Source organism: Sulfitobacter sp. EhC04 (assembly GCF_001650875.1).
Taxonomy (GTDB): Bacteria; Pseudomonadota; Alphaproteobacteria; order Rhodobacterales; family Rhodobacteraceae; genus Sulfitobacter.
On record NZ_LXYI01000018.1, the window covers coordinates 1 to 20749 of the forward strand.

Consider the following 20749-nt stretch of genomic DNA (forward strand, 5'->3'; position numbering starts at 1 on the left):
CCGCTGATCCGTGCGCTCTTCGAATATCGGCAAAGCCTGCATGAAGCTCAGGTAAAGGCGATTGTGTCCGACAGCAGCGACCCGTTGGCATTGAAAGCGGTCGGCGGCAAGGCCAGCAGCATCAAGGTCAACACGAGCCTCCAGGTTGCGACAAACAGCGATGCGCGGGCGGTGCGGATGTCATCAACAGGTCCATCCAACCACAAGATCAACGTGGGTGTCGATTTACGGGGCGAAGTCCATGACGGCGTTCGCCGGATGGGTTTCTCAAGCCGTTCCGACCACCGCATCAAGACCCATTTGGACAAGGTTGGGCAAACTGATGCCGCGCTGCTGCGTCTCGGCTCTGAGAGCAGGTCGGATCATCGGGTCAAGGCTCACCTCGACAAGGTGGGGCAGACCGATGCCACGCTGCTACGCTTGGGTTCTTCAGGAAAGACCAGCCACCGCGTCAAAACGTATCTCGACAAGGTTGGCCAGACCAACGCCATGCTCCTGCGTCTCGGGGCCGATGACCGCTCCAATCACCGTATCAAAACATCGGTTGATCAGGTGGGCGGTGTGGGAAGTATCCTGTCGCGCGTGGCGCGTGGCCCGGTATCGCAGCACCTGGTTAACACAGGTGTCGATCTCAGAGGGTCAGTCCACAACATTGTGCGGCGTGTTGGCGCTTCAAACGCATCCAACCACCTAATTCGCGCTGGTGTCGACCTTACCGGCGGTGTCAATCGCATCATCTCCCGCCTCGGCGCGTCGGGCCTGACCAACCATCTGATCAATGCTGGCATCGACCTGCGGGGAGATGTTCACACCCTGGTGCGCAGGCTAGGCGCGTCAAGCGGGACCAATCACCGGATCAACACCCTCCTTGCGCTCAACCCACAGAGCAACGACCTGGTGTCTCGCTTGGGCGCGGTGGGCAGCACGTCGCACACCATCAGCACGCTGCTCGGCCTCAACCCGAACAGCAATCCTCTGGTAAGAATGATGGGTCACTATCGCAACAGCAGTCACACCATCAATACCCTGCTCGGACTCAACCAGAATAGTGATCCTCTGGTGCAAGCGATGGGTCGATATCGGAACAGCGCCCATACCATTAATACCCTTTTGGCTCTGAACCCGAACAGCAACCCGCTGGTAAGGACGATGGGGCACTATCGCAACAGCAGCCACACCATCAACACGCTGCTACGGATGGACCCAGGTTCAAACAGCACCATTGTTGACGTACTTCGTCGCCCGTTTTCGACGGTCAACTTGGATATGGAGACTTACTTCACCGAGCAGCAGCAGCACCTCCTGGACACGCTTCTGCTGGGTCCGAACGGGACAATCACGATCGGGGGGCAGTTCGAGTTCGAGCCTTCACAGCTGTTCTCCACCTGGTTCGAAAGCACGGCGCAGGATCTGTTCATGAACCCGATGAGCAACCTGTCGGCCATGCTTGATGAGTTGCGCGCCGCAGTGATTGCCGACACCCAGCAGAGGGAGGAGGAACTGGCCCGTCAGGCTCAGATCGCCAACCTGCAACGCTGGGGCATGATGGCCGAAAACCGTCTGGAACAGAACCTGGTCGGCGCGTTCGATGCCGCGCAAGCTATCCGAGATCTGGAGCAGGAGACCGGCGTTCACCTGATGACGGGCAACCAGCTGACTGATCTCTTTATGAATGAGGACGGGACGATCAACTACGACGCTACCAGTGTCGCTGTTGGTCCGGGTGGCAACCTGGCGGCGTTCAATGAGGCGTTCCGTGGTCCGAACGGTCTTGAGGCACAGCTTCTGGCAGCCAATCAAGGCATCACCACCGAAGGGCAAATGGTTGACGAGCTTGCCCGACGCCTGATGCTGATCGGCCAGCAGGCCAGCTTCTCGGTTTGGGCTGACTTCTTCGGTCAGGTAGGTTCTATTGACCCATCCACACCTGACGCCCCTCCGCCTCTCGTATATCAGTCACCACGACGGGAGGTTCAGATGTCTCCCATCACCAGTCTTGCCCTGAAGCAGCAGACGGATTCCGCAAAAGAGAGCGCGACCGAACTGAAAGCAGTCCGTACCGAACTGGCTGCGGCCCGGAAAGAGCAAGAAAAGCAGTCCGCCACCCTGCTGGAATATCAGAAGAAAATTTCAACCGTACTCACCAAATTTGATGTAGTGGGTCTTCCCCCTGAAAGGACGTAACCATGAAACTTGTCAAACCAGTTGCGATCTCAGATAGCGATATTCTTGAGGTCCAGGTGAACGATGTTGATCTGGTGGAGCCGGTGGACGAATGGGATGCAGGCACCGCCTACGAGGAAACCGATCAGGTAATCGCAACAGAGGACCAAACGATCTATGTCTACCAGTGCGTGAACCCGTCGGGGTCCACTGGTGATGATCCCATTTCTGATGACGGCACAAACTGGGTGATCTACGGGGTGAAGTCCCGGTTTCGTCCTTTCGACAATCAGCTTTCACCGCAACTGGTTGGCAACTCGAAAATCAGATACAAGCTCGACTTTATCAATAACCTTAAACCGGCTGGATACTACGATGTCATCTTCTTGAACGTCGATGCTGACACGGTGAGGTGCGCTACAAGGCTGATCTCAAATAACGGGGTTATAACAGACCGCTCAATTGACATCGGCAGTTCGGTTGACGACAGGTTTGCTGTCTTCGAGAACGTGTACATTGATGACACGATGTACCTTCAGGTAACTGCGCAGATAGCGGATTCCGCGGTAATCCGACTTGGCGAGATCGTCATTGGGATTCCAGTTGATCTTGGTGATATCGAAACTGGCTCGCAGACTTCGATTGTCGATTTTTCCACGAAGAATGTTGACGAGTTTGGTAATGTTTCCATCGTGGAGCGCGCCTACGTGGATACAAGCACGTTCAAGTTTTCTTTCCGAACAGATCAGACCAGGCGCGTCAGCTATGAACTGGCTCAGGTCCGAGCAACCCCTGCCTGCTACCATGGAGGCGAGGGCGAAGAAGACAAAGGCCTGCTGGTTTTCGGGTTCTGGCAGGACTTCCGCCTGACTGTGAACACCAACAGTTCTGAAGGCACCCTCGAAGTTCAGGGCCTCACCTAAACCCCTTCAATACGGAGTAGGACGAAATATGCCGAAGGAAGAAATGACCGACAGAAGAGAATTTTCGGTTCACGAATTGCTGAAATTGGTATTGTTGATTGGGGGTGTTGTGACCCTCCTTTCTGGCCTCATGGGCTGGTCTTTTCTTCGGTGGTCGGAGTGGCGAGAGGTTCCTGCGCGGCTGTTGGCTGTCGAGACCCGGCTTGCTGCATTACCAGATAAGCTGTCACCCAACATTTTGGATTTTCGCGGGATCGGCCTGGTCCCGCAGAGGACGGTCGAACGGGGTGGACTGCTGACAGTGGTGTATGTGGTGCGCCGCACCATCGACTGTGAGACTACCGTTCGTGTCCAATTTTTCAATCACGACAAGAACCTGACTGTCTACGGGTATGATATGCCCGCAGTGCGCAGCCCAGTCTCATCTGGTTTCAGCGCCTTCGCGGCGCGGGTTCGTATCCCATCTGATATACCCGCAGGCACCTACAGTTATTGGCCAATCATTATACCGAGGGAATGTGGCGTGTATGGGCCGACCACCCCGCCGATGTCCGAGCCTTTCGAAGTTCAGCAGCAAGTGATCGACTAAACCACATCACAATCTGAAACCCGGCCCGCCATCGCGCGGGCCTTTTGCATTGGAGATCCACAATGTCCATGAACCCGGCAATCCGGCTGCTGCAACTCGGCCTCAAATCCCTCGGATACGATCCTGGAAAGGTCGATGGCTGGTGGGGCCCTGTTACTGCGGCCGCCGCGCGGGGCCTGCTCGACCAGGGGCCGACCAAATCGACCGTGTGGGCCGTCAACCAGCTTCAGCGCGGCCTGGCGGGCCTTGGCTACTATGAGGGCAGGGTGGACGGCGCATACGGCACCCTGAGCCGCATTGCATTGCGTCAGGCCATCGACGCCGACGGCGTGCCGATGGCAGCCTATTCGCCAGACAGCGCTGTTCTGGTGCCGACCAAGCCGACGCTCGGCGCGGTGCAGCATGACAAGGTGCTGCGCCAGGGTGGGGCAAACACGATCATCGACACCTACTGCCTTCACTGCGCCGCGGTGCCGGGCAGTTGGGCATCCGACAAGAGCAATGCGGAAATCGTGAAGGCGATCCACCTGATGCACACGCTGCCGAAGAGCAAGGGCGGGCGAGGGTGGAGCGATACCGGCTATCACGCGATCACCTGCCCGGATGGTGAGATCATCTATGCCCGCCCGATGGACCGCTATGGCGCCGGGGCGGTGGGGTACAATCGCGGCGTGTTCCACCACCTGATGATCGAGGTCCGCACGATCACGGCCACACGGCATCCGGAGGACTATTTCACGCCGGAGACGCTTGCCAGCACCCGTGGCCATTTCGAGCAGATCGCGCAGCGCACACCGATCCGCCGACTGATGGGACATCGCGAGGTTGCAAATAAACTTTGTCCCGGCTTCGAGGTCATCGACCGCGACTGGACCGACCGGGCTGTTGCCTGATCCCCAACCATTCCGAGGCATGAGCCTCACCACCCCCGAAAGGAAATCCCATGTTTGACATTCTGAGCAGCCCCGAGCTGCAAACCGCCCTGCTGACGTTCTTTGGCGCCGTCCTCACCTTCATCCTTAACCGTGCCACCGGGGCGTTCCAGGCCGCGACCGGCATCCGCATCGAGGAAAAGCACATGCGCGCGCTGCACTCGGCCATCATGACCGGCGTGGAGGCGGCGATGATCGACGGACCGGAAGCTGGTATCGAGGTGATCAAGCACCGCGCGGTGAGGTATGCACAGCAGTCGGTGCCTGATGCGATCCGCGCGCTGGTGCCGGGCGACGGTGTGCTGGATCGGCTGGCAGAGCGGTACGTGCGCGAGGCGATGGCAGGGGTCGGCCTCTGACAATCAGTCGCTATTGCCGTCGCAATTGATAAGCCCGCGCTCCGTTAGTTCGGGGCGCGGGCCTTTTTGGTTTTTAGTGGGGTTAGTTGGATTGGTTCTCTTGCGCGGTTGCTCGGTCGAGGCGATCAATCTCGGCCGCGATCAGGGCGCCGGCACGCACGAGGTCGGCGCGTCGATCCTTTGGCTTCCACCATTCATCATCCCACGGCCAACCTAGCGGAACCTTTTCTGCGGTCAGTTCGCGAATTCTATCCGTCATGCAGGCATGGTCCGCATAACATCTGGCGGCCTTGAGGATCTGGCGGCGACTGGCGCAATCATCGTATGATGCATCGAAGTCTTTCACCTCAATCTGTCGTTTGCGCTCAGCCGCGATGCTTTCGATTCCGTTCATGGGTTCCTCCGGGGGATTGTTGGATTCAGTAGGGGTCTTCTTCATCCTCGCCGTCATGGTGCTCAATCTGAGACGCCGGACGGTATTCGGCGGGTCGCACCGGACGGGGATCGCGAGCGGACCAATGATCCCGCGCGACTTCTTCTGATATCGGGCGCAGCGCATAGATCGCGCTGGTGCCGTAGAATTCTGTCACCGTGTCCCCGTCGGCCCCAGCCGGGATGTCGATGCGGATCATCTTACCGCTACCGATGTATTCCTCTCGGGCCATGCCGACGCGCTGGCGATGTCCCATCAATTCGAGCAGAACCCAACCAAAGGACTGCGGCGCGGTGTCTGTTGTGGTCTCGGTCATAAATGTCTCCTTTCGAGCGGTGGGTTTAGCTGGACTGTGGCCCGAACGGGTCGCGCTCACGGGTGAAGTCGATATTCCAGGCTTCCATGACGTGCGGCTGTTGGCCGTCGACCGTCAGGAGTTCGTGCATCAGCTCTGCGCAGATATACGCCATAGCTGCCGCCTGTTCCTTGAATTTTAGATCGTCCGGTCCGGGGAGAGTCCGTTCGTCTATGACCCGCCAAGATCCAGGGCCGCCACGAATACGGAATGCCCGCCCCTCGTTCGTGATGATATCCCAGTGACCAAAATTCCTACGGCTCACGCGAAATGAGGTTGGGTATTGGTTTCGGTCGTCGTGATCAAACGCGTTGCTCATGTCTGGTCTCCCCGTGCGCGGATGGCGACCTGCGCATACTGTCGGGCCATCTTCCGCATTCTTTTCGCCGCCTCTTTGGTTTTGATCGTAGCCTCTGGCGTCAAAGGTGGATCGCTGTCCGGGCCGAGTGCGTTAAGCGCCGCAGCTTGCCTGTCCAGAAACACCGCCTTTGCATTCAAGAACTCAGGGCCAAGGTGAATTTCGTTCTGCAACTCCGCACACGCTTCCCGTTCCGCCTCAACAGCCGCCTGCTTCTCGGCTTCGGCGGTGACGCGGGACACGTAGCCCGCAGGCGGCGGCAACTCCAAGTCTTTGCGGGGCATGGGGTCAAGCAACGGCTTGTCGGTATCAGCCATCGGTGGTGTCTCCTTTGGTGAGGGCGCGGAGGGCGGCAGGATGGTGCCGCTCAAGCCATGAAACGATGTTCTCGGCATAGTCGATATCGCGCACATCCATCTCGTGTGTTTCGCTGATGATGTTTTCGATTTCGTCTACGATGTTTTCGCGGTCCTCTGCGCTCACAGGGGCGGGCGCGCTCCATGTGTCTGGGCATCCGCTATGTTGCTCCGATGTGGGCGCGGGCATGGCGGATAGAGCGGCGCGGGCCATTTCTCGGTAGTTCTCTTTGATGCCCTCATACTGGTTAGTCCAAGTAAGGTCTTGCCGCCAATCTTCATCGTTGATTGCGGAGGCCACCCGTTCCACCTGCTCATCTGTGTGGGTCATACTGCATACCTCATTACGGTTTGCCCTTCTGGCGTGAAGCGGATGCGCTTGTTGGCTGCGTCCAGTTCAGTAAGGTCAGGGTGTGATTGCTTGGCGATAAGAGGCCAGAGACTACCTGAAACCTGCCGCCATCCGTCGCCAATATCGGGGCTGCGCTCGATCAGCTTAAGCAGGATAATTTCGTTTTCAGTCAGTTTCGATACTGTCATACGTGTCTCGATCATTGGGCTATCTCCCCGCATGTGTCGCACTGAATCCAGCAATCGTCAGTTTCGTCGCCCGCAATGAACATCTCACCGGGGCAGGGCTTGGGCTTATACCCGTGCGGCGCATCCTCATCAGGCTCGTGGATGCGGTTGCATGGCTGGCCGTCCTCGGTGCCGATTTCGTGGCGCTCAGCGTCGGGGCTGGCGAGTTTCCATTGGTCATACGGTGTCATGCCGCCCCCCTTTTGGCATTCAACGCCCTATTGAAATTGAGAATTGCCAGGTATGGCGTGTCACCAAAACCAGCTATGCCTTCCGACAGATTTACGCCCCAAAGGACGCACCAAGAATCTCCATCCCTGAAAGGGACTAAATTAAGGAGTGACACCAGATTGTATTCTTGCCGCTCGATCTCACAGAAAAGGCGACTTTGAGCCGCTTCCCGCATTGTATTGACGTAGCCTTCTTCGGTGTTGCTCATTAGTTTTCCTCCTGATGATGCGTGAACCCTAGCTTCCGCCGCCACACCGTTCCGAATGTGTCTGCGAGTTGATAGTCAGACAGTTCCGCCCGCTTCATTTCCCTCGTGACAGCCGCAACGTCAGTGATTTCCTTTGCCAGAAGATCACGGTTGTCAGTGGCGGGATTGTCGGGATGGTGACTGTCGTATCCGTGGCGCAGTATCTTACCCACGATCTGGATAACTTCGGCGCATTCTTCGGCCAGCATAGCTAGGCGCTCAGCTTCGGCGGGGGTAAGGTTGTTGAAATGGGGGGTCATGTCGGGGTCTCCGTCTTGAGGGCGAGGATAACCGGGCGTAGTTCATCCCACAGTGCGGGGATGCGAATGCTTGCCAAATTTAACCGCCGCTGGTTTTCCCGGTCTCCCGCCTCCGCAGCCGCATCCAGCGCATCATTCCGGGCGGTGGCAAGCTGAGCCTCCAACTCGATGATGCGGGCGGCTTGGGCGCGGAGAGTGGCGGCAATTTCTGTGCCGGTTCCCGCCAATACCGTGAACGTGGAAACCTGCGGGTGGAGCGGGATAAATCGCTTTGCCATCCGCTCCACAGCCTCCGGTGAAATATCAGTCATGTCCGTTCCTTCCATCTGAACAGCCCCAGAGCGCCCTTCACGGGGATAAACGGCACGGGCTGGATGTTTTCCAGCACGAGGCCATAGGGACCGAAGAACCAGGGTTCATCGCTAGTCTCGATGCAATCCACGATATCGGCGGTGCCGATGATCCCGCCGCGCGCGCGACCCTCGTTGCTGTGGTGCATAGACGCGATGTTTCCATCTTCGCGCGTGATTTGCCGTTCGCCATGGTCGCCATGTTTCACTCTGAGAACGTGTAGGACCGACTCGTAGTCAATTGCCTTCGGCTCATAGAGGCTGGCATGCAGACAGATCGGGCCGCGATAGTTGAACCGCCTCGGCCTGTTCTCAATCCGCTTCCCTGCGTTCAGGATGGCCCAAACCCACGGCTGGCGGATTGATAGGGCGCGCTCTGGTAGATCGCTCATCTCCGTTCCTCCCCAAGCGCCGCGTGGATCATATCCTCGGCCTCGTCCCAATCGGCGCAGTCGGTGACTTCTTCGAGATCAAGTCCCTCGAACGCCAGCCCGGCAGCCTCAATCAGCGGCAGAACCTTGCGGCAGGCGGCTTCATAGGCTTTGAGCCTGTCCTGCGCGCGGGACAGGTTGTCGGTCATCATGTCAGGTGTCATGCTACCCTCCTCGGCAGATAGAATTTCCCATCAGGCGAATAGACCTCGAACAGTTGCGGCAAGGTCAGATCACGGTGGCCCGGATGGACCCGCTCAGGGTCGTTGCGGAACTCCTTGCGACGACCACCGACTTGCTTTTCCGTCGGCTTTTCGCCGGAGAAGGTGGCCGGGCTCCACCCGCCGAACGGGTTGCGCTCTTCGACAAACCAGAGGTCAGGCATGTTCGGCCTCCGCGATTGTGGCGGAGATCAGAGGGCCTAGGCCTATCGGCGCGGTTTGATCACGGCGCTGGTCTGGGTGAAAGTCTGGGGGTGTGGTTCCAGAATCGCCCCAGACGTTCCCGATTTTTCCCAGCGCGAGTGCTGGAATGCATGACGATACCACGCGCAAAATTGCGAAGAATAGCCATATAATCAAGGGGTATTGGGGGTGTTTTTTTAGTGGAGCGGGTAACGAGAATCGAACTCGTAACTAAAGCTTGGGAAGCTGCCGTGATACCTTTTCACCATACCCGCGCGCCTTGGATTGGATATGCGCGGGACGCAGCGCCGTCAAGGGGGCGGCGCGCACAAAGCGGAGGGCAGGATGAGTTATAAACCCGACGGATACAACAGCGCGTCACCCTATCTGATGGTGCAGGATGCCGAGGCGACGCTGGCCTTTCTGGAAACCGCATTCGGCGCGACCCGGTTGCGGGTGATCGCGCGGGAGAACGGAGAGGGGATCATGCATGCAGAGGCGCTGGTGGACGATACGGTGATCATGATGGGCGAAATGCCGGACGGCCCCAAAGCCCATGTGCATGTCTACGTGCAGGAACCGGAAATGGCCTTTCGCCGCGCGCTGGCAAGTGGCGGGACAGAGGTACAGGCCCTGACGGACAAGGGCGATGGTGACCTGCGCGGCGGGGTGCGCGATGCCAATGGCACCACCTGGTGGATCGCACGGCAGCTGGACTGACCGATCTCAGCTTGGGCCCGGTGTCGTTGCCGTGAACAGGTTGATCAGCGCGGGAATGCGGATGCCCTTTGGTGTCTCGAAAGTTTGCAGGCCTTCACTCAACGCGGCAACCAGCCGTGCGCGGTCGGCGTCATCCGCCTCGAAATGGGTCAGGGCGCGCTGCGCCGGGCCGATCTCGCACAGCAATTCCGCCACCTGCGCCGCATCGCCCGGTGGGGTGAGGTCCATCGCGGTGGCGCGGGCGGTGATGTTTTTCAGGCCCGCCGCACCCAGCTGCGCCACGACCTTTTGTCTGTCCCGCAGGGCAAAGGGGCCGGGCAAATCCGGGTCGGTTTTGGGGACCGCACCGATCACCGCCTTGGCGATGCCCGCCGGCATGGTGAAAAAGGGGTTCTCAGCAATGTCGCCCCATGTTGCAAAGGTCAGCTGCGCACCGGGGCGCAACCCGCTGGCGATATTGGCAAACGCCGCCGTGGTATCCTCAAAGAACATCACGCCAAAGCGGGAAATCATTGCATCGAACCGATGCGGTTGAAAGTCAAAGGTCTGCGCATCGCCGTGGATGAACGACAGGCCGGGCGCGTCTGCCGTAGCCAAACGGGCATGCGCCAGCAGCGAACGGGAGATGTCCAGACCGCAGGCGCTGCCATCGTGTCCTGCCAGCCGTGCCGCCGCCGCTGTGCTGGTGCCTGCGCCACATCCGATGTCGAGCACATTGTCGCCCGGCTGGAGATGCGCCGCGGCCAGCACCTGATCAAGCACCGGCGCAAGGGTCCGGTCCATGGTCTGCATCTGGGCCACCCAGATCGGGCCTGCCTCCCCATCCCAGAATTCCTGTTGGTCCGCGTTGCTCATGCCCGGCGTCTCCTGCGTCTGCCGCCCGCATCGCCACCGTGATCGCCCCCGGTGTTGAATGTGGCCGTGGGCAGGGTGACGATGGAGCGCAGGATGGGGAAGGGCTCAACCGCATTGGGGATCGCAGAAGCATTGACGAAATGCTCTTGAAAACGCGGCTCGATGGCGGTTTCGACCTTGTGAATCTCGCGTACCGTCTGTTCGATCTCTGCCCGTGCGTCGGTGTTCAGCAGGGCAATCCGCGCGCCGGTCCCGGCGGCATTGCCTGCCGATGTGACCTTGTCCAGCGGTGCGTCGGGGATCATGCCCAGCACCATCGCGTGTTTGGTGCTGATATGCGCGCCAAAGGCCCCGGCCAGCACAATGCGGTCCACCTTGTCCACGCCGAACTTGTCCATCAGCAGCCGCGCGCCCGAATAAAGCGCCGCCTTGGCCATCTGGATCTCGCGGATGTCGCGGTTGGTGACGGTGATCAGGGGGCCGCCACTGCCGGTGCCGTCATAGACCAGATAGGAATTGGTGCGCCCGTCGGCAAAGACCGCAGATGACCCTGTCTGTTCTGCCGTGCCAATCAGGCCGGGGGCATCCACGATGCCATGAATGCGCATTTCCGCCACCATCTCGATGATGCCGGAACCGCAGATGCCGGTGACGCCGGTGGTGGCGATCGCCGCCTCGAAGCCGGGATCATCGGACCACAGGTCGGAGCCGATGACCTTGAAACGTGGCAGCTTGGTCACCGGGTCGATTTCGACCCGTTCGATGGCACCGGGCGCGGCGCGCTGGCCAGAGCTGATCTGCGCCCCCTCAAAGGCCGGACCGGTGGGCGAGGAACAGGCCAGCACCTTGGTCTTGTTGCCCAGCAGGATTTCCGCGTTGGTGCCGACATCCACAACCAGCAAGAGGTCGTCGGATTTGTCCGGTGCCTCGCTCAGCGCCACGGCGGCGGCATCCGCGCCGACATGGCCTGCGATGCAGGGCAGGAAATAGATCCGCGCGGCAGGGTGGATGTTCAGCCCGATGTCGGTGGCGCGCAGCCGCATGGCGTTGGACGTGGCCAGTGCGAACGGGGCCTGGCCCAGCTCAAAGGGGTCGATGCCCAGAAACAGGTGGTGCATCACCGGGTTGCAGACAAAGACCGCATCCACGATCAGGCCTGCATCGACCCCGGCCTCACCCGCGATCTGGTCAAACAGCGCGGTCATGCCCTCGCGCACCGCACGCGTCATTTCGTCCGCGCCGGAGGGGTTCATCATCGAATAGCTGACCCGGCTCATCAGGTCCTCGCCAAATCGGATCTGGGGGTTCATCACGCCGGAGGAAGCCAGCACAACGCCGGTCTGCAGGTCGCACAGATGCGCAGCGATGGTGGTGGAGCCGAGGTCCACCGCAAGGCCATAGACCGTCCCGTCATAGTAGCCCGGCCAGATGTGCATGATCCGGGGAGGGTTTTCGGCATCGCCCAGGTTGACCGCGACGGTGACCTTCCAGTCGCCCTTGCGCAGGATCGGCTGCATGGTTTGCAGGATGTGAAGATCGGCGGCGACGTTGTCGATTTCCCATTGGTCGCGCAGCGCGTCGCGCAGCCGCTCCAGATCGCCGGAGGGGTCGTGCATGTCCGGCTCTGCCACATCCACATAGAACAGGCGGGTAGAGGGGTTCAGCACGATGTCGCGCGCCTCGGCCCGTTTGCGCACCACCTGTTTGTGCACCTGGCTTTCGGGGGGCACGTCGATCACCACGTCGCCCTGAACGGTGGCCTGACAGCCCAGCCTGCGGCCTTCCTTGAGACCGCGTTTGTCCTGATAGCGCTGCTCGACCGCGTTCCATTCGGACAGGGCGTCGGGTTTGACTTCAACATTGTGCTTGGAAAAGCTGCCGTAGCTGGGCGTGATCTGGCATTTCGAACAGATGCCGCGCCCGCCACAGACCGAATCCAGATCAACGCCAAGCTGGCGTGCCGCAGTCAAAATAGGTGTGCCGACGGCAAATCGCCCCCGTTTGCCAGAAGGGGTAAAAATCACCAGGGGATCGCTGCTCATCTCGTGCCGTCCTTAACTGCTTTTGGCCACCATAGCGGCCCGTGCGGCAGGTGGAAGCCAAAGGGCGGCAATAAATGAACGCTGGGCGTCATTTAGGCAATCCCGATGCACGACGGCACCCTTATTCGTGGCGCGTTTGACCGTCCGGCGGCGTGAAACGCGCAATCAGACCCGGCGAAACGTGATAAGGTCACCGGGCTGTCACTCAAGGTAATCGCAGATTTTTGCCAAGGTATCGAAACGCCGACCAAAGAAAGGTGGATGCAGCGGCGATGATCGTTGGGTTTGTCCGCCATCAAAATCCATGCGGCTGACGTGCCGATGCAAGACCCGCCGCAAAAGCGGCGCAATAGGTCTTTCCAATCCAGGCCATCCGTGAAATATGAAACCGCCAAATGAACCCATCCAAGCCGAGGTGCAAAATGGAGATTCGTGAGGCCCTGACCTTTGATGATGTACTGCTGGTGCCGGGGGCGTCCTCGGTCTTGCCTTCAACGGCGGATACAAGGACATTCGTCACCCGCAGCATCGCGTTGAACATCCCGCTGCTGAGCTCTGCCATGGACACTGTGACCGAGGGGCGCATGGCCATCGCCATGGCGCAGGCAGGCGGCATGGGTGTGGTACACCGCAACCTGACCATAGATGAACAGGCCCGCGAAGTGCGCCGCGTCAAACGGTTTGAATCCGGCATCGTCTATAATCCGATCACGCTGACCCCTGATCAGACCCTGGCCGATGCCAAGGCGTTGCAGGAACGCTATAACGTCACCGGATTTCCGGTGGTCGATGGCACCGGGCGTGTCGTCGGGATCGTGACCAACCGCGACATGCGCTTTGCCAGCGATGACAAGACCCCGGTGCGGGTGATGATGTCTTCCGACAATCTCGCCATCCTGCACGAACCGGCGGACCGGGAAGAGGCGATCAGCCTGATGAAGGCGCGCCGCATCGAAAAGCTGCTGGTGACTGATGCAAAGGGCAAGCTGACCGGCCTGCTGACGCTCAAGGATACCGAACAGGCCGTGCTGAACCCGACCGCCTGCAAGGACGCGCTGGGGCGGCTGCGGGTCGCTGCGGCCACCACCGTGGGCGACGCGGGATTTGAACGGTCGCAGGCGCTGGTGGATGCCGGTGCCGACATGATCGTGATCGACACCGCCCACGGCCATTCCGAAGGGGTGGCACTGGCGGTCAAGCGGGCCAAGACCCTGTCCAATGAAGTGCAAGTGGTTGCGGGCAATGTCGCCACCGCCGAGGCGACCCGCGCCCTGATCGACGCCGGTGCGGACGCGATCAAGGTGGGAATCGGCCCCGGCTCCATCTGCACCACGCGCATGGTGGCGGGGGTAGGTGTGCCGCAACTGACCGCGATCATGGATTGCGCGGCGGCAGCAGGTGACATTCCCGTCATCGCGGACGGCGGCATCAAGTTTTCCGGCGATTTTGCCAAGGCGATCGCCGCCGGGGCCTCTTGTGCCATGGTCGGCTCCATGATCGCGGGCACGGATGAATCCCCCGGCGAAGTCATTCTTTATCAGGGGCGTAGCTTCAAGTCTTACCGTGGCATGGGCTCGCTCGGCGCGATGGCCAGCGGGTCGGCTGACCGCTATTTCCAAAAGGATGCCGCCAGCGACAAACTGGTGCCCGAAGGGATCGAGGGTCAGGTGGCCTACAAGGGCAGCGCGGCAGCGGTTGTACACCAGATGGTCGGCGGTCTGCGGGCCGCGATGGGCTATACCGGCTGCGCCACCGTCGAAGAGATGCGCAAGAACTGCAACTTTGTCAGGATCACTGGTGCGGGGCTGAAGGAAAGCCATGTCCATGATGTGCAGATCACCCGCGAGTCGCCCAACTATCGCGCTGGTTGAGAGCATAGAAATCATGAGTTTCAACATGTTCATGGGTGTTCTTAATGTGACTCCGGCCCGATGACACCGGGGGCGCGGGTCGCGGCGGCGATTGAAATTCTTGATGACATCCAGGGCGGTCAGGCGGCGGAACAGGCGCTGACCCGCTGGGCGCGGCGCAGCCGCTTTGCCGGTTCCAAGGACCGTGCCGCGATCCGGGATCATGTCTTTGACGTGCTGCGCTGTCGCCCGCTGGCGGCCCATTTCGGGCGCGGTGAGACCGGGCGCATGCTGATGCTAGGTCTGCTTCATCTGCAAAAGGCCGACATTGCCGCGCTTTTCTCGGGCGAGGGCCACGCGCCCGAACCTGCATCGGCGGCAAAACTGGATTTTCCCGCACCGCCCCAGGATCGTGCAACCCTGTGGTGCCTGCCGGAATGGCTGCTGGCGCCGTTCGAAGCCTCTCTGGGCGATGATGCCGCGCGCACCGCCGACGCGCTTCAGGCACGCGCGCCAACGGTGCTGCGCGTCAACCTCGCCCGTATCGAGCGGCAGGCCGCAGGCGAATTGCTGCGTGAACAGGGCATCGACACGGCGGTGAACCCGCTGGCCGATGCCGCCCTGACCGTGATCGAAGGGCAGCGCCGCATCCGCAATTCCGCAGCCTATGCCGAAGGGTTGATCGAGCTTCAGGACGCCGCAAGCCAGGCCGTTGTCGCCGCCCTGCCGACGGGTGGCCGGGTGCTGGATTACTGCGCCGGGGGCGGGGGCAAGTCGCTTGCCCTGGCGATGGATCCGGCGCGGCAGGTCACGGCCCATGATGTTGCCCCGGCCCGCATGGCCGATCTGCCCACCCGCGCGGCGCGGGCAGGCGTCACCGTGGAAATGGCCGAAACCGCCACTCTGGCCGATGCAGCGCCCTATGACGTGGTTCTGTGTGATGCGCCCTGTTCCGGCTCGGGGGCCTGGCGGCGCGCCGCCGAAGGCAAATGGACGCTGACACCCGCACGGCTGGACGAACTAACCGCGATCCAGGACGATATACTTGACCGTGCCGCCGCGCTGGTCGCGCCCTCGGGCGTGTTGGCCTATGCCACCTGCTCTGTGTTGCGGGCGGAAAACGAGGATCGGCTGGCAGCCTTCCTGTCCCGCCATCCCGGCTGGACCTGTGTGTTCGCGCATCGTTTCACCGTCGATGCGGCGGGGGACGGCTTTTATACAGCGCATTTACAGCGTGTATTAGATTAATCAGACTCAACCTGAGAATGCATCTGGGCCTTGGTTAAGGTCCAATTAACCCTCCGGACCCTTAATGGACGACGATTCGAGGACCGTCGGAGGATAAATCTTGTCTGTATCGCTGGGGCAGAACGCGCCGGACATCATTCCCGAACCGCACCCACCTGCGGGGCCGGTGGGTGCTGGGCCGTTAAGGGTGCGCAGCAGGCAAAGATGGTTTCTGATGGCACTCGGGGCATTGCTGGTCGCAGTCGGGATGTTCGTGTCGCAGCGCCTTCTTGCGCTGGGTCTGTTTGGTTCCGGGGCGACGCTGGTGGTCTTTGGCACCGTGCTGAGCCTGCGCGCCGCGGGCCAGGCGGTGCGCCGTACGGGGGCCGTCGATACCATCGGGACCTTCATCGAATATGATATCACACCCTGTTTCATCGCAGAAAAGGACGGTCTGATTCACGGCTCGAACCGTGCCGCACATCGCCTGTTCGAACGCGACAGTTTCACGACACTGGGGGCGGCCCTGGCCGAAACTTTTGCCAATCCGGCGGGCATTCTCTACCGCTTGCAATCGCGCGCCGACGCCACCGGTGCCGCGCAGGAGGACGTGGCGACCCGGGCCGGGCATCTGCGTCTGACCGTCCATGAGATCGCGCAGGATCGGTTCCTTTGGCGGCTTGAGAACATCGGCGCGCGGGCCGCTGCGCGCAGCCCGCAAGAGGGGGTGCAATTGCCGATGCTGATGCTGGGGCGCGGTGGCGCGATACTCTTTACCAACGACGCCGCGCGGCGGCTTCTTGGCGGCCGGGTCAAAACGCTTGACCGCATTTTCACGGAGCTGCCGGTGGTGCCGGGGGCGCTGGCTGAAGTGTCCTGCCCGGACGGGCCGCGCCGGATGCTGGTGGCGGAAATGGATGCCGGGGCAGGCCGCCGCGTCATCTATCTGCTGCCGCCGCCCGAGAGGCCGGCAGAGACACCATTGCAGGGCTGGCAGGCGTTTCAGGACATGCCTGTTCCCATGATAAAGGTCGCGCCGGACGGCGCCGTGCGGTCCTTCAACCGGATGGCGGCGGGCCTGATCGGCACGAAACTGGTTGAAGGGATCAACATCTCGCAGTTGATGGAGGGGTTGGGCAGGCCGATAGCGGATTGGCTGAACGACACCCTTTCGAACCGGATGGTCCAGAAGTCGGAATTCCTGCGGCTGACCCGCTCGGACAAGGAAACTTTCGTGCAGGTGGTGCTGAACCGGATCACGGAAGACGGCGAACCGGCGCTCATTGCGGTGCTGCACGACGCCACGGAATTGAAATCACTGGAGGCGCAATTCGTGCAGAGCCAGAAAATGCAGGCGATCGGCCAGTTGGCTGGCGGTGTCGCGCATGATTTCAACAATCTGCTGACGGCGATTTCGGGCCATTGCGACCTGCTGCTGTTGCGCCATGACCAGGGCGATTCCGACTATGGTGACCTGGTCCAGATCAACCAGAACGCCAACCGCGCCGCCGGTCTGGTGCGACAATTGCTGGCCTTTTCCAGAAAACAGACCCTGCGGCCGGAAACGCTGGATCTGCGTGACACGCTGGCGGACCTGACCCATCTGCTGAACCGGTTGGTTGGCGAAAAGGTGACCCTCACACTCAGCCATGATCCGGTGTTGCGCCCGATCCGCGCGGACAAACGGCAGCTTGAGCAGGTCCTGATGAACCTTGTGGTCAATGCCCGTGACGCCATGCCGGCGGGTGGTGAGATCAGGATCGTGACGGAATGCCTGTCGCTGGACGAACCGCTGACACGGGACCGCGTCACCGTGCCGGCGGGCGACTACGTGACCGTCGAGGTGATCGACAGCGGCCAGGGTATCCCTTCGGACAAGCTGCAAAAGGTGTTTGAACCCTTTTTCACCACCAAGCGCACCGGCGAGGGCACCGGCCTGGGCCTGTCCACCGCCTATGGCATCGTCAAGCAAACCGGCGGTTTCATCTTTGTCGATTCGCAGCCCGGCACCGGCACCACCTTTGTTCTGTACTTCCCGGTGCATGATCACCGCCCGGTGGTGACGGCGCGGCCGGAGATTGCGGAGCGGACAAATACCTCCGGCGCATCGGATGGCGTGATCCTGCTTGTGGAAGACGAAGCGCCGGTGCGTGCCTTTGCCAGCCGGGCGCTGCGCCTGCGCGGCTTTACGGTTCTTGAGGCTGAATCAGCGGAGGCCGCGCTGAAAACCCTTGAAGATGAGGAACTTAAAGTGGATGTCTTTGTCACTGATGTGGTCATGCCGGGCATGGATGGCCCCAGCTGGGTGCGCGAGGCGCTGAAGGAACGGCCGGATGTGCGGGTTGTCTTTGTCTCCGGCTATGCCGAAGACAGTTTCGGTGAGGAGCAAAGCAGGATACCGAATTCCGTTTTCCTGCCGAAACCGTTTTCACTGAACGAACTCACCGAGACGGTGCACAGGCAGATGCATTGAGCCGGATGCGTTGAACATAGCAGCATTCCTGAGCTGGACACCCGGATCTGGCTGGGTGGCTGCCTGAGACCCACGAGCAGGTCATCACGGGATCCGACATGCCTGGGCACCCGCTTTCGTCATGGTGGTCCGCCAGAACCGTTACCCTCCGAAAGGTCGAAAGCCGACGCTCAGACTGAGCAGTTCAGGTGTCTGCTGTGCGGGACACAGTTGCCATTCGATCAAGACGGGCACAGCAAACTAGCTCTCGTCAAAGCGTTCCCAGCCAAATGCGGACAAATCCGTCCATGACAATTTTCTCCGAGCCATCTCTTCAATATCCTTCATTTGTTTTTCCGAAATGGAAAGCGCCGTTTCGGCAAAGAACTCGTAGGTTAAATCACCGTCTTTTCTAAGCGATACGTGCAGAAACGGTCCTAAGCCACGGTCGGACACTTCAAGGATGGAGGTAGACCCCTCAGGCGGATAAAGCATCTGAAACTCAAGGTCGCCAGCTTTATGGATTTTATTTTTCAGCGGCTTCATCCTTTTGGATCGGATCGAAAATATGACGCGATCGAATATGCCTCACGCATTTATCAGTGGTCAATAAGGGCTCAGACCGGACCTGCGCTGCAACTGGATGATCAGTTTGGAGCCGACCAGCAGGCCCGCCAATGATGCAGGTCGCGCGGGGCTATGGGATGGACTGGTAAAGCGCGAATTCCTCGGCGCATTTGCGGCGAAACCGTTCCTCGACACCGGGCGAAAGCCTGAGCGCTATCGCGGGGGAGACGTTTTCGCGGGCAAGGGACAATGTAACCTCCAGACGTTCTTCGAGAAAGGCATTGAGCCTCGGCTGGTCTTCGTAGCGGAAGAAATGGGTGATGCCGGTGCCATTCGGCTGGCTTTTCATGAACTGGACCTGGCTGCCGACATCGGCAAATCCGGGTTTGTCGCTTTTCATATAGGCCAGGACAAAATCATCGAAGCTGATGCCATGGGTCGCATTCGGCTTGCCCTCCATGAAGGGGCGCTGGCGGTAGCGATACCAGCTGCCCAGCCAGGAGATCGGCTCGCGCATCACGGCCATGACTTCAAGTTCCACGCCGCAGACCCGTTCAAACATCGGGCGAATGAAGCGGTTATAGCGATAAACCGGCGCATGTTTCAGCATCGGCGGGTCGGAGATCACCATGTCCGCCCGCGCGGCAAGCGCACTTTCATAGGCGGTTGTCCCGGTTTTCGGCACCGATAGGAAGGCCAGGCGTTCCTTAAAGAAAACAAGCATTTAAGACGACCTCCCGCGCAGTTTCATCCGGAATTCCCGCTGTAAACTACTTCTTAACCCATTCCCATAAAAGATGGGGAAAGAAATAAAGTGATTGAAATGTTCCACTTTTGGTCTCATAGAGAACATTAGAGGAACAAAAACCGGCACAGGACGGCGATTGCCGATCCCGCGCCACTATGACACTAAGGGAACGGGCATATGGCAACGGCAGATTTATTGACAATGGACAACAAGAAGTCAGCGGACAAACAGAAGGCGCTGGACAGCGCCCTGGCCCAGATCGAACGCCAGTTCGGCAAGGGGTCGATCATGAAACTGGGCGCTGAAGGTGCGATTCAGGACATCACGGCGAGTTCCACCGGATCGCTGGGGCTGGACATTGCGCTTGGCATCGGCGGTCTTCCGATGGGCCGGATCGTTGAGATCTACGGCCCTGAATCCTCCGGCAAGACGACGCTGACGCTGCACTGCCTTGCGGAGCAGCAGAAAGCGGGCGGCGTCTGTGCCTTTGTGGATGCGGAACACGCGCTCGACCCGCAGTACGCCCGCAAGCTGGGTGTGGACATCGACGAGCTGTTGATTTCCCAGCCCGATACCGGCGAACAGGCGCTTGAGATCACTGATACGCTGGTCCGGTCCGGCGCGGTCAATATGGTTGTCGTCGATTCGGTCGCCGCGTTGACGCCGAAATCCGAACTCGAAGGCGACATGGGCGACAGCTCTGTCGGCGTGCAGGCCCGTCTGATGAGCCAGGCCATGCGCAAACTGACCGGGTCGATCAGCCGTACCCAGTGCACCGTGATCTTCATCAACCAGATCCGGATGAAAATCGGCGTCATGTTCGGCAGCCCCGAAACAACCACGGGCGGCAATGCGCTGAAATTCTACTCTTCGGTCCGGCTCGACATCCGCCGCATCGGCGCGCTCAAGGACCGCGACGAGGTCGTGGGCAATGCAACCCGCGTCAAGGTCGTCAAGAACAAGGTCGCGCCGCCCTTCAAACAGGTGGAATTCGACATCATGTATGGCGAAGGAATCTCCAAGATGGGTGAGCTGCTGGACCTTGGCGTCAAGGCGGGCGTGGTCGACAAATCCGGCTCCTGGTTCTCTTACGGGGATGAGCGGATCGGGCAGGGCCGCGAAAACGCCAAGACGTTCCTGAAGGAAAATACAGCCATGGCGATGGAGATTGAAGACAAGATCCGCGCAGCGCACGGGCTGGATTTCAACGGTTCCGACAATGACGATGCGGACATTCTTGAGGCCTGAGGCCCGGACCAATCGCAATTGCTGCAAGACAGAAGGGGCGCGCCGAAGGGCGACGCCCCTTTTTCCATGC

The 20749-nt window shown here is 60.2% G+C and carries 27 protein-coding genes and 1 tRNA gene; 10 read left to right on the top strand and 18 right to left on the bottom strand.

Annotated features, from left to right (window positions below; genetic code table 11):
* The 5 genes from A8B82_RS24170 to A8B82_RS24500 all read left to right on the top strand — a co-directional run.
* On the top strand, positions 1–2184 hold a 2184-nt coding region (locus tag A8B82_RS24170; protein WP_161489439.1), incomplete at its 5' end, for a hypothetical protein.
* A gap of 2 nt (positions 2185–2186) precedes the next feature.
* A complete protein-coding gene (locus A8B82_RS09195) occupies positions 2187–3086 on the top strand; it encodes a hypothetical protein (RefSeq protein WP_067291158.1) in 900 nt (299 codons plus the stop codon).
* A 28-nt stretch (positions 3087–3114) separates the two neighbouring features.
* On the top strand, positions 3115–3675 hold the full coding sequence (locus A8B82_RS09200; RefSeq protein WP_067291161.1) for a hypothetical protein: 561 nt from the start codon (positions 3115–3117) through the stop codon (positions 3673–3675).
* A 62-nt stretch (positions 3676–3737) separates the two neighbouring features.
* Complete coding sequence (locus tag A8B82_RS09205; protein ID WP_067291162.1) at positions 3738–4568, top strand: peptidoglycan recognition protein family protein; 831 nt, start codon at positions 3738–3740, stop codon at positions 4566–4568.
* 50 nt (positions 4569–4618) lie between these two features.
* On the top strand, positions 4619–4966 hold the full coding sequence (locus A8B82_RS24500) for a hypothetical protein (RefSeq protein ID WP_067291165.1): 348 nt from the start codon (positions 4619–4621) through the stop codon (positions 4964–4966).
* Positions 4967–5048: 82 nt separating this feature from the next.
* Here the strand turns inward: A8B82_RS24500 and A8B82_RS09215 are convergent, their stop codons facing one another.
* From A8B82_RS09215 to A8B82_RS09280, 14 genes are all read right to left on the bottom strand, one after another.
* A complete protein-coding gene (locus A8B82_RS09215) occupies positions 5049–5360 on the bottom strand; it encodes a hypothetical protein (protein WP_067291169.1) in 312 nt (103 codons plus the stop codon).
* Between the two features lie 25 nt (positions 5361–5385).
* Entirely contained in the window at positions 5386–5715 is a 330-nt protein-coding gene (locus tag A8B82_RS09220; protein WP_067291171.1) for a hypothetical protein, read from the bottom strand.
* Positions 5716–5740: 25 nt separating this feature from the next.
* Complete coding sequence (locus tag A8B82_RS09225; RefSeq protein ID WP_067291173.1) at positions 5741–6073, bottom strand: hypothetical protein; 333 nt, start codon at positions 6071–6073, stop codon at positions 5741–5743.
* On the bottom strand, positions 6070–6429 hold the full coding sequence (locus A8B82_RS09230) for a hypothetical protein (protein WP_067291175.1): 360 nt from the start codon (positions 6427–6429) through the stop codon (positions 6070–6072). The genes A8B82_RS09225 and A8B82_RS09230 overlap by 4 nt, the downstream gene beginning before the upstream one ends.
* A complete protein-coding gene (locus A8B82_RS09235; protein WP_067291178.1) occupies positions 6422–6799 on the bottom strand; it encodes a hypothetical protein in 378 nt (125 codons plus the stop codon). Before A8B82_RS09235 ends, A8B82_RS09230 begins: the two co-directional genes overlap by 8 nt.
* A complete protein-coding gene (locus A8B82_RS09240) occupies positions 6796–7023 on the bottom strand; it encodes a hypothetical protein (protein ID WP_201120775.1) in 228 nt (75 codons plus the stop codon). Before A8B82_RS09240 ends, A8B82_RS09235 begins: the two co-directional genes overlap by 4 nt.
* Positions 7020–7238: a hypothetical protein gene (locus A8B82_RS09245; RefSeq protein ID WP_067291182.1), complete on the bottom strand. Its 219-nt coding sequence runs from the start codon at positions 7236–7238 to the stop codon at positions 7020–7022. The genes A8B82_RS09240 and A8B82_RS09245 overlap by 4 nt, the downstream gene beginning before the upstream one ends.
* Complete coding sequence (locus A8B82_RS09250) at positions 7235–7486, bottom strand: hypothetical protein (protein WP_067291185.1); 252 nt, start codon at positions 7484–7486, stop codon at positions 7235–7237. Before A8B82_RS09250 ends, A8B82_RS09245 begins: the two co-directional genes overlap by 4 nt.
* A complete protein-coding gene (locus tag A8B82_RS09255; protein WP_067291188.1) occupies positions 7486–7785 on the bottom strand; it encodes a hypothetical protein in 300 nt (99 codons plus the stop codon). The genes A8B82_RS09250 and A8B82_RS09255 overlap by 1 nt, the downstream gene beginning before the upstream one ends.
* Entirely contained in the window at positions 7782–8096 is a 315-nt protein-coding gene (locus A8B82_RS09260) for a hypothetical protein (protein WP_067291197.1), read from the bottom strand. Before A8B82_RS09260 ends, A8B82_RS09255 begins: the two co-directional genes overlap by 4 nt.
* On the bottom strand, positions 8093–8527 hold the full coding sequence (locus A8B82_RS09265; RefSeq protein WP_067291200.1) for a hypothetical protein: 435 nt from the start codon (positions 8525–8527) through the stop codon (positions 8093–8095). Before A8B82_RS09265 ends, A8B82_RS09260 begins: the two co-directional genes overlap by 4 nt.
* A complete protein-coding gene (locus tag A8B82_RS09270; protein ID WP_067291203.1) occupies positions 8524–8730 on the bottom strand; it encodes a hypothetical protein in 207 nt (68 codons plus the stop codon). The genes A8B82_RS09265 and A8B82_RS09270 overlap by 4 nt, the downstream gene beginning before the upstream one ends.
* Positions 8727–8951, bottom strand: coding sequence for a hypothetical protein (locus tag A8B82_RS09275; RefSeq protein ID WP_067291205.1), 225 nt, complete (start codon positions 8949–8951; stop codon positions 8727–8729). Before A8B82_RS09275 ends, A8B82_RS09270 begins: the two co-directional genes overlap by 4 nt.
* Before the next feature lie 220 nt (positions 8952–9171).
* Positions 9172–9245: transfer RNA gene (locus tag A8B82_RS09280), tRNA-Gly, on the bottom strand.
* Between the two features lie 70 nt (positions 9246–9315).
* On the opposite strand from A8B82_RS09280, the gene A8B82_RS09285 reads away from it, so the two are divergent.
* The gene (locus tag A8B82_RS09285) at positions 9316–9690 is read left to right on the top strand and encodes a VOC family protein (protein ID WP_067291208.1); all 375 of its coding nucleotides are present in this window, start codon (positions 9316–9318) and stop codon (positions 9688–9690) included.
* Positions 9691–9696: 6 nt separating this feature from the next.
* Here A8B82_RS09285 and A8B82_RS09290 read toward each other — a convergent pair whose 3' ends face one another.
* Positions 9697–10545 carry a class I SAM-dependent methyltransferase gene (locus tag A8B82_RS09290; protein ID WP_067291211.1) on the bottom strand — a complete coding sequence of 283 codons (849 nt, stop codon included), beginning with the start codon at positions 10543–10545 and terminating at the stop codon, positions 9697–9699.
* Entirely contained in the window at positions 10542–12587 is a 2046-nt protein-coding gene (locus tag A8B82_RS09295; RefSeq protein WP_067291214.1) for an ASKHA domain-containing protein, read from the bottom strand. Before A8B82_RS09295 ends, A8B82_RS09290 begins: the two co-directional genes overlap by 4 nt.
* 422 nt (positions 12588–13009) lie before the next feature.
* Here A8B82_RS09295 and guaB point away from each other — a divergent pair, with 422 nt between their 5' ends.
* From guaB to A8B82_RS09310, 3 genes are all read left to right on the top strand, one after another.
* Positions 13010–14458, top strand: a complete 1449-nt coding sequence (gene guaB / locus A8B82_RS09300) for an IMP dehydrogenase (RefSeq protein WP_067291217.1) — start codon at positions 13010–13012, stop codon at positions 14456–14458.
* Between the two features lie 60 nt (positions 14459–14518).
* The gene (locus A8B82_RS09305; protein ID WP_067291219.1) at positions 14519–15685 is read left to right on the top strand and encodes an RsmB/NOP family class I SAM-dependent RNA methyltransferase; all 1167 of its coding nucleotides are present in this window, start codon (positions 14519–14521) and stop codon (positions 15683–15685) included.
* Positions 15686–15899: 214 nt separating this feature from the next.
* Entirely contained in the window at positions 15900–18137 is a 2238-nt protein-coding gene (locus A8B82_RS09310) for a hybrid sensor histidine kinase/response regulator (RefSeq protein ID WP_082899214.1), read from the top strand.
* Positions 18138–18377: 240 nt separating this feature from the next.
* Here the strand turns inward: A8B82_RS09310 and A8B82_RS09315 are convergent, their stop codons facing one another.
* Both A8B82_RS09315 and A8B82_RS09320 read right to left on the bottom strand, forming a co-directional pair.
* Positions 18378–18662: a hypothetical protein gene (locus tag A8B82_RS09315; RefSeq protein WP_067291222.1), complete on the bottom strand. Its 285-nt coding sequence runs from the start codon at positions 18660–18662 to the stop codon at positions 18378–18380.
* A gap of 151 nt (positions 18663–18813) precedes the next feature.
* Complete coding sequence (locus tag A8B82_RS09320; protein ID WP_067291224.1) at positions 18814–19407, bottom strand: gamma-glutamyl kinase; 594 nt, start codon at positions 19405–19407, stop codon at positions 18814–18816.
* Positions 19408–19608: 201 nt separating this feature from the next.
* Here A8B82_RS09320 and recA point away from each other — a divergent pair, with 201 nt between their 5' ends.
* Complete coding sequence (recA, locus tag A8B82_RS09325) at positions 19609–20679, top strand: recombinase RecA (RefSeq protein WP_067291227.1); 1071 nt, start codon at positions 19609–19611, stop codon at positions 20677–20679.
* The last annotated feature ends 70 nt before the right edge of the window (positions 20680–20749 follow it).

Coding starts and splice junctions, on each gene's coding strand:
- A8B82_RS09195 (WP_067291158.1), top strand. CDS start 2,187: ATGAAACTTGTCAAACCAGTTGCGATCTCAGATAGCGATATTCTTGAG.
- A8B82_RS09200 (WP_067291161.1), top strand. CDS start 3,115: ATGCCGAAGGAAGAAATGACCGACAGAAGAGAATTTTCGGTTCACGAA.
- A8B82_RS09205 (WP_067291162.1), top strand. CDS start 3,738: ATGTCCATGAACCCGGCAATCCGGCTGCTGCAACTCGGCCTCAAATCC.
- A8B82_RS24500 (WP_067291165.1), top strand. CDS start 4,619: ATGTTTGACATTCTGAGCAGCCCCGAGCTGCAAACCGCCCTGCTGACG.
- A8B82_RS09215 (WP_067291169.1), bottom strand. CDS start 5,360: ATGAACGGAATCGAAAGCATCGCGGCTGAGCGCAAACGACAGATTGAG.
- A8B82_RS09220 (WP_067291171.1), bottom strand. CDS start 5,715: ATGACCGAGACCACAACAGACACCGCGCCGCAGTCCTTTGGTTGGGTT.
- A8B82_RS09225 (WP_067291173.1), bottom strand. CDS start 6,073: ATGAGCAACGCGTTTGATCACGACGACCGAAACCAATACCCAACCTCA.
- A8B82_RS09230 (WP_067291175.1), bottom strand. CDS start 6,429: ATGGCTGATACCGACAAGCCGTTGCTTGACCCCATGCCCCGCAAAGAC.
- A8B82_RS09235 (WP_067291178.1), bottom strand. CDS start 6,799: ATGACCCACACAGATGAGCAGGTGGAACGGGTGGCCTCCGCAATCAAC.
- A8B82_RS09240 (WP_201120775.1), bottom strand. CDS start 7,023: ATGATCGAGACACGTATGACAGTATCGAAACTGACTGAAAACGAAATT.
- A8B82_RS09245 (WP_067291182.1), bottom strand. CDS start 7,238: ATGACACCGTATGACCAATGGAAACTCGCCAGCCCCGACGCTGAGCGC.
- A8B82_RS09250 (WP_067291185.1), bottom strand. CDS start 7,486: ATGAGCAACACCGAAGAAGGCTACGTCAATACAATGCGGGAAGCGGCT.
- A8B82_RS09255 (WP_067291188.1), bottom strand. CDS start 7,785: ATGACCCCCCATTTCAACAACCTTACCCCCGCCGAAGCTGAGCGCCTA.
- A8B82_RS09260 (WP_067291197.1), bottom strand. CDS start 8,096: ATGACTGATATTTCACCGGAGGCTGTGGAGCGGATGGCAAAGCGATTT.
- A8B82_RS09265 (WP_067291200.1), bottom strand. CDS start 8,527: ATGAGCGATCTACCAGAGCGCGCCCTATCAATCCGCCAGCCGTGGGTT.
- A8B82_RS09270 (WP_067291203.1), bottom strand. CDS start 8,730: ATGACACCTGACATGATGACCGACAACCTGTCCCGCGCGCAGGACAGG.
- A8B82_RS09275 (WP_067291205.1), bottom strand. CDS start 8,951: ATGCCTGACCTCTGGTTTGTCGAAGAGCGCAACCCGTTCGGCGGGTGG.
- A8B82_RS09285 (WP_067291208.1), top strand. CDS start 9,316: ATGAGTTATAAACCCGACGGATACAACAGCGCGTCACCCTATCTGATG.
- A8B82_RS09290 (WP_067291211.1), bottom strand. CDS start 10,545: ATGAGCAACGCGGACCAACAGGAATTCTGGGATGGGGAGGCAGGCCCG.
- A8B82_RS09295 (WP_067291214.1), bottom strand. CDS start 12,587: ATGAGCAGCGATCCCCTGGTGATTTTTACCCCTTCTGGCAAACGGGGG.
- guaB (WP_067291217.1), top strand. CDS start 13,010: ATGGAGATTCGTGAGGCCCTGACCTTTGATGATGTACTGCTGGTGCCG.
- A8B82_RS09305 (WP_067291219.1), top strand. CDS start 14,519: ATGACACCGGGGGCGCGGGTCGCGGCGGCGATTGAAATTCTTGATGAC.
- A8B82_RS09310 (WP_082899214.1), top strand. CDS start 15,900: ATGGCACTCGGGGCATTGCTGGTCGCAGTCGGGATGTTCGTGTCGCAG.
- A8B82_RS09315 (WP_067291222.1), bottom strand. CDS start 18,662: ATGAAGCCGCTGAAAAATAAAATCCATAAAGCTGGCGACCTTGAGTTT.
- A8B82_RS09320 (WP_067291224.1), bottom strand. CDS start 19,407: ATGCTTGTTTTCTTTAAGGAACGCCTGGCCTTCCTATCGGTGCCGAAA.
- recA (WP_067291227.1), top strand. CDS start 19,609: ATGGCAACGGCAGATTTATTGACAATGGACAACAAGAAGTCAGCGGAC.